Source organism: Rheinheimera maricola (assembly GCF_016918075.2).
GTDB classification, from domain to species: Bacteria; Pseudomonadota; Gammaproteobacteria; order Enterobacterales; family Alteromonadaceae; genus Alishewanella; species Alishewanella maricola_A.
The window spans coordinates 206,629-218,790 of the sequence record NZ_JAERPS020000001.1 but is presented as its reverse complement, the minus strand read 5'-3'; the positions used below and the strand labels follow the sequence as shown (position 1 = coordinate 218,790).

Here is a 12,162-nt window from a genome sequence, read left to right as displayed (position 1 = left end):
ATAGTCTTTTCAAGAAAGTGCTTTTCAGAAGCCTGTCTGGGGCGTAAAACAACAGCGCGGAGTAATGCTGCAGTGCAAGTTGCAATCGCAACGGAAAAAAATTTTATTGCTACAAACATAAACCCCGGCACTAATCCGGGGTTTATTATTAATTTACAAGCACTTTTAACACTACATTAGTTAAAAATATTTTGGTGGTGAAAAGCAATCATTAATTGCACCAAAAGGATTCCTTGGTGGTTGTGACGCTTCGTTGGTTGTATCCTCTGAAGATACCGCCAAAGTATATTCTCTATGAGCAACATTTTCGGTACCGGCAGCAAAACCTGACACTTGTAACCGTATATCTAACCAAGCACCATGGTCTTGTGGGTATCTTACCTCAAAAGTGGCAATACCATTTTCATCTGCTGTAACAACTTGTGGAACCGTTGCAGCATTACCAGGCGTTAACATACCATCCTTGTTGCGATCTTCACCTGTGCCTATTTCATTATCGACCAGATCCAATATTCCGTTAAGATCAGCGTCTTCATTAACACAAGTGTGCTCTCTAAAAGCAGACCAAACCTTAAATGCTGCTGGTGGAGCCGGATCCTTTACCCATTCTCCAATACCATAAGATACAGGCACCGCAGCTACATTTAACTGCTGATTGGCAACAGGATTACCTGAACTGTCTGTAACAATAATGGAAAACTCTTTGGCATAAAGGCTTTGATTTGGTTTGGTAATGGTATTGCCGGTACCGAAGCGGAAGAACAACGTTCTCTCGCCTACAGCGATATCGGTCATGCCTTCAACAGCGCTATTTGCCTGCAACGTGCCTTTTATCTGTAAGTTCAAACCGCCAACTCCCGCTCCGGTGTTGGTATCCGCAGTAAATACTGTTGACGCTAACCCTTGAGAGTTTGTTATAGCGGTACCAGAGCTAATAACACCGCCAGCAGCATTGTCTAACGAAAAAACCACTGTTTGATTTTTCACAGGATTATTATTGGCGTCGCGTACTATCGCCCGCACTGTACTGGTTTCACCTGGCCCAACTTGAGCAGGAAACGCTTGCACTTCAATTTTAGTTGGGACTACGGCAACGAACTCAACAATCTTATTCGCCTTCACTGTATTACTGCCTTCGCCACCAGTCGCGCTAATCGTTGATAGCCCCGCAAACTGCGAGCGTACGACGGTCTGAGCTTGTCCATCAATATCTGTAATATCTTGTGAGGTTACTGCTCCGTCAAGATTAATAGCAGCATCAGCTATCTCCCCACGGGTGGTATTAAATGTGACGTTATCACCAACATTAGGCGTATTATTTACTAACCACTCGACACTTAGCTCTTGCGGCGTATCAAGGTTAACCTCTAACACTTGCTCTCCTTCGTCAGCAGCCTGAATAAAGGCAAAAGCATCAGCGCTAATATTAATATTTGTTGAACTCACACTACCCAGTGCTGACACAGACAGAATATCAACACCGCTATTTACCGCAGTGTAAGAAAACGTTGCTTTACCCGCAGAACCCGCAGTTATTGGTGAGGTATCACTAACAGTATTTCCAAGTGATGACACGATTACAACCTCTTGCCCCTGTATACCAGAATCATTTGAATCGGTAAGAAATACATCTACAGAAGTGGTATCGCCAAGCACAACCGATGAAGGTGCCGCTATTTCAACTTTGGTACCAACGACCGACACGGTTAGCGTTGAGTTTTGTTGCTGCACCCGAGCAGAAACTAAAATGTCGCGAATATTTTTATTGGTTTGTGTACTTAAAGTGGCTTTAGCAACACCATTTGCGCCAGTGACAGCATCAATTTGAACAATTTCACCAGAGTCAGAAGAGAACACCACTGGAATATCTGCCAACACCACATTGTTGGTATCACGTACCAACGCACTTAGTTCAACTGCCGAGCCCGAGCCAGATCCGAGCTGAAGGGTATCGGCTATCAAAGCAACCGATCCCACCGTTACATCAACTTCGCCCCCCCCGTCACCAGCGGAATTAAAACCTGCGTTGGCAGTTCTATCACCAAATGCGGCAGTAACTGTACCAGCCCCGCTCTTAGTGCCTACCAGTAAACTTATGGTTGCAACACCTTGAGCGTTGGTAAGCGCAGTAGCTGCGGTGTTGCCAAACACAGCAAGCTCAGCATCATTTAAACTAAACTCAATTAGCTGATTCACAACGTTGCCGTTATTAGTCGCCGTTAACGTTGCTGAAATGGTAAGCGATGATGCCTGAGACAACTGTGTTGCAGCCTGTCCTGAACCATCTGTCAATTGCACTGCTAACGAATACACCGGTGTTGTCGAACCGCCGCCTGTTCCGCCACCAGAACCCAGTGTGCCGCCGCCGCCACAAGCGGCTAGCGTTGTCATCAGTATTGCAACGATTAGTTGCTGGATGTTCCGCATGAAAACTCTCCCAAGCTGTTTTTATATTATATAGTTTTTGTTAATTCTGTATCTTAAACCATTAATCTTGCAAACGTCACAGCTATTTTGAAAAAAAATGCGACGTTATCTGCCTTTCGCCGATTCAACCTGATAGGCTAAGCGTTAATGCTTAATCAATAATAGTCTGAAGTTATGACACAGAACAACAAACTTGGGTTAACTGCACGTATTGTTATCAGCATGGTTGCCGGTATTTTAGTGGGTTTTTTCTTTAAATGGCTTATTGCCGGTCAAGACGAGCGCGTGTTACAAATTTTTGGCATGGCGTTACCGCTAAAGGCTTTTTTCGTCGATGGGATTTTCCATATAGGTGGTGAAATATTTATTGCTAGTTTGAAGATGTTAGTCGTGCCATTGGTATTTGTGTCTTTGGTATGCGGTACCTGCTCATTGTCTGACACATCAAGTTTAGGGCGGTTAGGCGGAAAAACCATAGGGTTATACTTAATTACCACCGCAATTGCTATCAGTTTAGCCATTTTTGCTGCGCTGTTGGTTGGGCCGGGTGTTGGGGTTGACATGCAGTCAAACGCCAACTTTGATATTAGTGAAGCGCCGTCGTTGTCTCAGGTTTTTATAAACATTTTTCCCAGCAATCCTATTCAATCTATGGCATCGGGAAATATGCTGCAAATTATTGTGTTTGCGGTTCTGTTTGGCCTGGCTATGGCGCTTAGTGGAAAAGCGGGCGAACGCTTGGCAAGTATGTTTACCGATCTTAGCGAAGTGATTATGAAGCTGGTCACTTTACTCATGAATCTAGCCCCTTACGGCGTGTTCTTTCTCATGGCTAAGCTGTTTACCAGCCTGGGTTTTGAAACCATAGCTAGTTTAGCTAAATATTTTGCCGTTGTGTTGATTGTGCTTATCCTGCACGGCTTGGTTAGCTACTCAATTATTTTAAAACTACTGTCAGGCTTAAATCCGCTTATCTTTTTGCGCAAAATGCGTGATGCTGCCTTGTTCGGATTTAGCACCTCAAGTAGTAATGCGACTATGCCAATTACAATGGAAACTGTCACTAAAAAACTTGGTGTGAAAAACAGTATTGCCTCATTCACCGTGCCGTTGGGCGCTACCATCAATATGGATGGCACCGCTATTATGCAAGGCGTAGCCACCGTGTTTATTGCACAGGTGTTTGCCATTGATTTAACCGTTGGTGATTATCTGATGGTTATCCTTACCGCGACACTGGCTTCTATAGGTACAGCAGGTGTACCAGGTGTCGGTCTCATTATGCTAGCAATGGTTCTGCAACAGGTTGGGTTACCTGTGGAGGGAATCGCACTCATTATTGGTGTCGATCGTTTGCTCGATATGACGCGCACAGCGGTAAATGTGACCGGTGATGCCATGGTGTCGTGTATTGTTGGCAAAAGTGAGAAAGAATTTGAGCTTGACGTTTTTAATGACCCTAACGCGGGAATTAAAGATGAAACCGTCGATTTTCATCATCTGCGTTGAGCTTGCGGACACTGCCGGTATAGCTATACCGGCAGTTTCATAAATCAGCCATCTTCTTTCCAAAGTGACGCAAGAAAACGTCGTCTGGCTACACGTTGAGCAACATATGACAAGCTATGTTTAGCTGAATTCCGACAGAATTGCTCCGTCAGAAATCCAGCCAAAACTGGGGCTGCATTAACGCATCCAATACTGCTGCATCAATTTTTGCCACCAGAGTGACAATACGTTGGCACTACCGATACCGACTTTATCTGCCAAGCCTTTGCGCAACAAATACTTCACCTGAAACACCCGTCGCTGTTGCTGTAATTGCGAGAGCAAATAGTCATCGCTAGTCTGAATTTTATCTATTAACTGCAATGGCAAAGCCTGATAGCCAAACCAATGCTCACCAGTAGCAACCTGGTCAATATCAAGCTGTGCCCGGTGATCTTGAACAAATTGCTTGAATAACTGATGCGTTTGCTCCAGTTCCTGCTGAAACTTTAGCCGCCCCTTGTCGTTATTTTCCCCAAATAACGTTACTGTGCGTTTGTACTCGCCGGCAGTGAACTGCTCAAAATCTATATTGTTGTTCTTTAACACCTTATGAAAATTGGGTAGCTGGGCAATAACGCCTATAGAGCCTACAATAGCAAAAGGCGCTGCAAGAATAGTATCCGCTATACAGGCCATCATATACCCCCCACTGGCAGCGACTTTGTCGACAGCCACCGTTAGTTTAATACCCTTCTGGCGCAACCGGTCTAACTGAGAAGCGGCCAGGCCGTATCCGTGAACCACACCACCGCCGCTTTCCAGCCGCAACAGCACTTCGTCCTCAACCGTCGCAATGGCCAAAATCGCTGTAATTTCTTCCCGTAACGAATCAGTCTCGCGTGCATCCATACTACCCAAAAATTCAACAACAAAGAGTCTGGGTTTGCTGTCCTGCGGTTTGGCTTTCTCTGCTTTTTGCCATTGCTTAAACGCCTTCTTGTTTAATAGCCGTTGCTGCAAGTCAATAGTTTGCTGCTGATGGTCTTCACTCAAATCGGTAAACTGTAGCTGACCTTTTTTCGGTTTGCCACGGCTAACCGTTGCACCAGCAACCAGGCCAACAATAACTGCCACGGCTACGACAAAAGTGACTACTTTGGCCAAAAATAGGCCATATTCGTATAAAAAAGCCAAAATCATGTTCCTTTAGCATTGTTTTGCATAGTGTAACTACAATTCAAAAAAGAAAAAGCCCGGCGAACCGGGCTGAATATTTGTCACAATAAGATTAGTTTGCTGGTTGCAACACAGCCGGATCAGTTACCACAACACCAGCGCCTTTGGTCATAAATACGCTAACTGCCTGCATCTGCATTTCTGTAGTAGCTGCAGCACTTGCCGCAGGACTCAGAATTGAGCCATGATCACCTTCAGTAAAGCGGGCGACAGCATTACCTGCTAATGCTTGCTGCCCCGGCGCAGTATCAATTGCTGCAGCACCCAATAAACGGATTAATGGTTCAGTGCCCGCTAGTGCCATTTTGCCAGCGCCTAGCGCCTGCAATGGGTTAGCAAAACCATTCGGAATAACCTGGTCTGGCAAATTATCTTCGTCACCTACAACCTCAATGACATAAGTTGGCGTCTCACTAACCACCAAGCGCTGCGCATAGTTATTCGGATCACCGGCATCAGTTACTGTTTGTGCAGCAAACGCAAATTGCGTGAAAGCACTATTTAATGCAGTGAGCGCAGCAGTGTTACCGGTTTGAGCCAGATATTCAGTAAACGGCGTAAAGCATGCCGCAAATGGTGGCGTTGCGGGAGCACCGCAACCCTGATTTTGGGTAGCAAAGGCAATATAGCTTTCAGCTGTTGAACCACCGGCACCTAACATAATGCTAGCTTTTACCAACGGACCAAAGGCAGGCGAATCAAACAGGAAGTTAGCAACCGCACCACCAGGCATCGCCAGTACAGTACTATCTACATTGTAAGCCGCATCCAGCGCGTCACTACCTGAGGCACTATTTGCAACTGCAACCATCGAAGTTGCTGCAATGGCACCTAATGAGTGGCCTAGCACCTGTACATTAGACATGTCCAGTTGCACACCCTGCACGTAATTTAAGCCCAATCGTAGTGCCAGCATATCGGCAATACTCTGCCGCAGGTTGTCACGGGTAACCAGTAGATTTTGCAGGTTCATATAAGCAGTGGCAGTACCGCTCAGGCCGCAACTTGCACCCGAGGCGTTAATTGGCCCGAAACCACGCGAACCGTGTAGTGGATGATCGATAGCCACTGTAGCGAAACCACGAGCAGATAGAGCACCGGTCAACGCCAGCATGTTTTCCTTACAGGAAGTAATACCATGTTGCAGTATTACTACCGGCCAGCCTGCTGCAGGCATTGGTATCGCATTAGCATCAGGCACAGTCATTTGCACTGCGACTTGCTTATAGCTGTCAATTTTAGGAATGGTATTAAACTTCGTCAGGTGGCGTGCAGCATCTACACCTAAATCTCGCAGTGCGCCGCCACTGAGTGCCTGACACACACCATCATTTTGTGATACCGGAGCCTCGGGTTTCATACTATCAGGTAGCGCAGCGATAATAGCACCGCTATCACAACGAGCCGTCCAACGCGACGACAATGGTGCGGTTGGATTCTCTGCGGTAGCCGAGCCCAAGTAGTACGGCAGTGTGATACTGCCTTGATAAAGCCGGGCTAAATTAAATAATGGATTACTAAAACTGCTACTCAGCTGTGACACAGTAAGTCCGGTATTCTGCACAACGAAATTTGAAGGGCCATATCCGGTTGGTGCAGGCGATGCCATTAAACTTTTCAGCGTTGATAATACTGCTCCGACTGATTGTGTTGTTATTGCTGCAGTGTAGATAATGCTATCCCGGTCTACGCCTTCAGCCTCTATGGCGTCTTCAAAGCTGTTAATCAATTTTTGCAGCGCTAGCTGAGACGGCGTGCTTAGCGGAAGAGCCTTGTCATCTTGCTTCACCAGTTCATAAGATGTTGACGGTGCTACCGAGTTACCGTTGTCATCTTCAATTAATGACGTTAACACGGTCATGTAAGTTGTAGCAGGCTTTAATGGCCGCAAAGGTATAACCGCTATGCTATTGCCGCTAACCGCAGAAATGAAATCCACGCCAAACGTTAACTCTGACACCGCCTGACAAGCAAAACCACGATCAGCAGTTTTACATTCATCGAGCGGAGAGTTTGGATCTTGCATTACCATTTCAAATACGCGTACTGCACCCGGCTGCTGCACTGAACTCGCAACCAGACTAGCGCCTGCAGCGACATCTACCGCTATAGCAAATGGGTTTTGCGTAGACCAACCATCTAAAGCGCCTAAAGCAACCTGTGGGTTTGTGTAGTCAGGCGCTGCACCAGCATCTGTGGTCAAGGTGCCGTCAGTCGTGCCCTGAAATAACAAATCATTGGGTACAGACAATCGTGGCGTTGCCGCACCCGGGTCAAATACTACCCTGGAATAAGGCTTTACCGTGTTGTTGCTCGTTTCTTGCTTAATATCATCTAAAGATTCACCGCCGCATCCGGCTAAACCCAATGCCACGGCTACAGCCACACTCAGTGTCAGCTTATTCATAGTTTCTCCCCTATCCTAGCCTTTATTTTTATTTGCAAAGCAAATGCTTACCTTGCTTATTGGAAACCTGTTGTGCTTGTAGCTTGCAACAGCTACGACCAGTTAAAGTTAACTCAAACTAACGGAAATCGCTAGCTGAAAAATACAGAATCGGCGAAGAAAGGTGCAAAACTAACGAAGAGCGCGTATGCTTGCGCCGTTTTTGTGGCAACAGGAAAAACTATATGCAAAGTTATCAAGCAGCTAGCGATGTTCTGGACGGTAAAGTGATTTTAGTAACCGGTGCAGGTGATGGCATAGGCAAAGAAGCAGCCCTTAGCTATGCGCGCCATGGTGCCAGTGTCATTTTGCTAGGTAAAACTGTCGCTAAACTGACCGCAGTGTACGACGTTATCGTTGCTGCAGGCGGCAAAGAGCCAGCAATTATTCCACTAGACTTAAAAGGCGCAACAGCCAAGCACTATCGCGATATGGCAGCAACGATTACAGCCGAATTTGGTCACCTCGACGGCGTACTGCACAATGCCGGTATACTTGGTGTGCTGAGTCCGTTTGAACATATCGACTTAACCAGCTGGCAAGATATTATGCAGGTAAATGTTACCGCCGCCATGTTGATGACCCAAGCCCTAATGCCGGCACTGAAACTTGCACCACATGCGTCAGTGGTATTTACCTCTTCCGGTGTCGGCCGCAAAGGTCGCGCATTTTGGGGGCCCTATGCCGTATCAAAATTTGCAACCGAAGGTTTGATGCAAGTAATGGCAGACGAGTATGACAATAGTAACGTTAGGGTAAATTGCATCAACCCTGGCGCCACACGGACCAAAATGCGCAGTCGCGCTTATCCCGGCGAAGACGTGAACTTGCTAAAGACACCTGCAGATCTGATGTGGTTATATCTTTATTTAATGAGTGATGACAGCATTGGCGTGAACGGTCAATCATTAGACGCACAAGCCAAATAACAAAAAACCCGGTTCATGCCGGGTTTTTATTTAATGATTACGACTACTTTTTCGTTAAAATTTCTTCACCATTCGCCGCCGCCCACTCATTCCATGCATCCACTTTAGCGTTAAAGTTTTCAACAGCCTGAGTTGTTGCTTCTGCAATTAGCCCATCTATCTGCTTAGCGAACTTTTTATCTACTTTGGCAACTGGCATCACATCAATACCGCGCTGTTGTAAACCCTTCTTCATTGTATGGGTACGCAGTAACTGCAATTTGCCACTTTCAACATAAAAATACTGGCTATCTTTATTTATCGTTTTAAACTTTGGCTTAGTTGGGCGTTTATCAGACTTAGCCTGACTGTCTTGTGTATCAACGGCTACGACGTCAATATTTTGCTTATATCCCAACTGCTCCAGCGTAAAACCTTGCGACTTAGCTAACTGCTCTAATTGAGAAATTAACTCTACTTCTTTTTGCCGGTCAGCCAACACCTGATTAAGTGTTTCAATAACATCAGTCAGTTTACCTAAAGTAAGTTCTTTTGCGGCTCGTTTTAATTCACGCTTATCTAATAAAATTGACATGGTAGTCTCCTTGAATATTTATTATAAGAGGATAAGCAATTTAAGTAGCAAAATAAAGGTATAAAATTAACCAATATCATTAAAACAATATAATTTATTCAGCTTCAGTTAAGATTGATATAATCTCGGCGACTTTTTGTTCCATTAGTAGGACATCAGCCTTTGATTCAACATTCAACCTTAATACATTCTCTGTATTTGAACTTCTTAGATTAAAACGCCAATCGGTAAATTCCATACTCAGTCCATCGGTAAAGTCCTGCAACAATGCCGCAGCCTGGTAGTGCCGCTGCACTTTTTGCATCAATGTTTTTGGTTCACTAAGCTCAAAGTTCAATTCACCTGACGAGGGATAAGCTGAAATCATTTGTTGCACCAAAGAAGACAGCGTTTGCCCGCTAACTGATACTAACTCTGCCACTAATAGCCAGGGGATCATGCCACTGTCACAATAGGCAAAATCGCGAAAGTAATGATGCGCGCTCATCTCGCCGCCGTATATTGCGTCTTCCAATCGCATCCGCTCTTTAATAAACGCATGTCCGGTCTTACTCAACACACTCACGCCACCCTGTTGCCGCACGATATGCTCTGTATTCCAATACAACCTGGGATCGTGAATGATTTTCTGCCCCGGATTTTTTTGTAAAAATGCTGCAGCAAGTAAACCGACAATATAATAACCTTCGATAAAGTGGCCACTTTCATCAAACAAGAAACAGCGATCAAAATCGCCATCCCAGGCAATACCAAAATCTGCTTTATGGGCAATCACGGCAGCTGACGTAGCCGCCCGATTCTCAACTAGTAATGGGTTTGGAATGCCATTGGGGAAACTAGCATCCGCCTGGTGGTGCAATTTAATAAACTCCACCGGCACTTGGGCATGAGAAAACACCGCCTCGATGGCATCGATAACATGGCCTGCAGCACCATTGCCTGCATTAACAACCAACTTCAGCGGCTTAATTGCAGCAGCTTTGATAAAACTCAGCATACAGTCAACATATGCCGCTAATATCGACTGCCGCTGCCACTTGGCGCCATGCCAACTGAACGCGACTTCGCTATCAGCCAGCTGACAAAACTGTTTAAACTGTTGCAGTGGAAATGGCTCAGCTAACAAAGCAGCGGTTTGCTGTTTAATGTCTTCAAGCCCTGTGTCGCCGCTTATTGGCCGGGCGTTATGTCTCACCAGCTTCATGCCGTTATAATCAATTGGGTTGTGGCTAGCCGTAACTTCTATCGCACCGTCAATCTGTAAATGCTGGGCAGCGAAGTACACCTCTTCAGTGCCCGTCATGCCAAGGTCAATCACGTTTACACCTTCGCTAAGCAAACCTAGCGCCAGCGCCCGCTTTAGTGGCTCTGACGTCGCACGCACATCGGCGCCCAGCGCAACGGTTTTTGCTTGCACCACCAACGCATAAGCCCGGCCAAGGCACCAGGCCAGATGTTCAGTTAATTCCTCATCCAGTTTGCCGCGAATGTCGTAGGCTTTAAAGCATCGCAGTGCGTTTTCAATGGCGACCATACATATCCTCAAACCGCACAATATCATCTTCACCCAAATAACTGCCCGATTGCACTTCAATCAATTCCAATGGAATTTTGCCGGGATTTTCTAAGGAGTGAACCGTGCCTACCGGAATAAATGTCGATTCGTTTTCGCTGACTAAAAATTCTTCGTCACCGTTGCGCACCAACGCAGCGCCGCTAACGACTACCCAGTGTTCAGCTCTATGATGATGCATTTGTACCGATAGTTTCGCACCAGGTTTTACCGTAATATGTTTCACCTGATAGCGTGTGCCACTGTCAACTGAATCATATTTGCCCCATGGCCTAAACACTTCCCGATGCAAATCCACTTCAGTGCGGCCATAACTTTGCAATCTGGCAACGATACTCTTTACGCCTTGTATTTGCGCTTTGTTGGCCACCAGCACGGCATCTTTGGTTTCCACAACCACAACATCGTCCAAGCCAATAACAGCAACCAGTCGCTCTTCAGCATTGACATAGCTATTTTTACACTGCTCAAGCAGCACATCACCGCGGCTGGCATTGCCCTGCTCGTCTTTGGCCATCACATCCCAAAGTGCATCCCAACTGCCAACATCACTCCAACCCGCATCCAGTACGACCATCGCCGCATTGGCAGATTTTTCCATCACGGCATAATCAATCGAGTCAGAAGGACTGGCTGCAAAGGCGGTTCTATCCAGCCGGATAAAATCCAGATCGACACTGGCCTGCGCCAATGATTGTTCAGCTGCCGCGACTATTGCAGGGGCAAATTGCTGCAGTTCAGCCAGAAAACAACTCGCTTTGAACAAAAACATACCGCTGTTCCAGAAATACTCGCCGGAGTCGACAAACTGTTGTGCGGTAACCAGATCAGGTTTTTCGCAAAACTGTGCCACAGCAGCCACACCTGGGGTAATGTCCTCTTTAGTTTGGTCTGGCCGGCGAATATAACCATAGCCGGTGTGAGCACTGGTAGGCACTATGCCAAAGGTTACCAGTTTACCCTGCTCTGCAGCAGGTATCGCCAGTTCAACCGCACGATGGAATGCCGGTATATCTTTTATGGCGTGGTCGGCAGCCAACACTAGCAACAGAGGATCCCCGCCATCAGCAATAGCTTGCAATGCAGCTACCGCAATTGCTGGCGCAGTGTTGCGACCTTCTGGTTCCAATAAAATCGTCGGCTGACCCAGTGCTAATTCGCGGATCTGCTCTGCCACCATAAAACGATGATCTTCATTGCAAATCAACATGGGGGCTGTTAGGTTTTCCAACCCTTTTAACCGCAAAAGTGTATTTTGCAGCATGCTTTTATCGTTAAGCAGTGCTAAAAACTGTTTCGGTTTTTTAGCTCGTGATAACGGCCACAGCCGTGTACCAGACCCACCAGACAAAATAACGGGTATCATGCCGACTCCTTTCAGTAATAATCCATCAAACTTAATATGGCGCACAGTATAGCCACAGATAATAGCCGTCGTCAGCAACGACATCGACTTTATGCCTAAACGATAAAGTGGCTTAAATAA

At 46.2% G+C, this 12,162-nt stretch carries 8 protein-coding genes; 2 read left to right on the top strand and 6 right to left on the bottom strand.

All coding sequences use genetic code 11. The annotated features are described in order from the left end of the window. Positions 1-180: 180 nt before the first annotated feature. A complete protein-coding gene (locus tag I4W93_RS01035; RefSeq protein WP_224673207.1) occupies positions 181-2,298 on the bottom strand; it encodes an Ig-like domain-containing protein in 2,118 nt (705 codons plus the stop codon). Positions 2,299-2,601: 303 nt separating this feature from the next. On the opposite strand from I4W93_RS01035, the gene I4W93_RS01030 reads away from it, so the two are divergent. Continuing rightward, positions 2,602-3,936 (top strand): dicarboxylate/amino acid:cation symporter, encoded by a 1,335-nt coding sequence (locus tag I4W93_RS01030; RefSeq protein WP_205310287.1) that lies wholly within the window; start codon positions 2,602-2,604, stop codon positions 3,934-3,936. Positions 3,937-4,113: 177 nt separating this feature from the next. Here the strand turns inward: I4W93_RS01030 and sohB are convergent, their stop codons facing one another. Continuing rightward, the gene (gene sohB, locus I4W93_RS01025) at positions 4,114-5,118 is read right to left on the bottom strand and encodes a protease SohB (protein WP_224673205.1); all 1,005 of its coding nucleotides are present in this window, start codon (positions 5,116-5,118) and stop codon (positions 4,114-4,116) included. Between the two features lie 88 nt (positions 5,119-5,206). Then, positions 5,207-7,561 (bottom strand): VolA/Pla-1 family phospholipase, encoded by a 2,355-nt coding sequence (locus I4W93_RS01020; RefSeq protein ID WP_205310289.1) that lies wholly within the window; start codon positions 7,559-7,561, stop codon positions 5,207-5,209. Between the two features lie 224 nt (positions 7,562-7,785). Here I4W93_RS01020 and I4W93_RS01015 point away from each other — a divergent pair, with 224 nt between their 5' ends. After that, a complete protein-coding gene (locus I4W93_RS01015; RefSeq protein WP_205310290.1) occupies positions 7,786-8,529 on the top strand; it encodes a YciK family oxidoreductase in 744 nt (247 codons plus the stop codon). 43 nt (positions 8,530-8,572) lie between these two features. Here I4W93_RS01015 and I4W93_RS01010 read toward each other — a convergent pair whose 3' ends face one another. From I4W93_RS01010 to I4W93_RS01000, 3 genes are all read right to left on the bottom strand, one after another. Then, on the bottom strand, positions 8,573-9,103 hold the full coding sequence (locus I4W93_RS01010) for an H-NS family histone-like protein (protein WP_205310291.1): 531 nt from the start codon (positions 9,101-9,103) through the stop codon (positions 8,573-8,575). Between the two features lie 94 nt (positions 9,104-9,197). After that, on the bottom strand, positions 9,198-10,637 hold the full coding sequence (locus tag I4W93_RS01005; protein ID WP_205310292.1) for a phosphohexomutase domain-containing protein: 1,440 nt from the start codon (positions 10,635-10,637) through the stop codon (positions 9,198-9,200). Beyond that, positions 10,624-12,042: a mannose-1-phosphate guanylyltransferase/mannose-6-phosphate isomerase gene (locus I4W93_RS01000; protein ID WP_205310293.1), complete on the bottom strand. Its 1,419-nt coding sequence runs from the start codon at positions 12,040-12,042 to the stop codon at positions 10,624-10,626. The genes I4W93_RS01005 and I4W93_RS01000 overlap by 14 nt, the downstream gene beginning before the upstream one ends. Between the last annotated feature and the right edge of the window lie 120 nt (positions 12,043-12,162).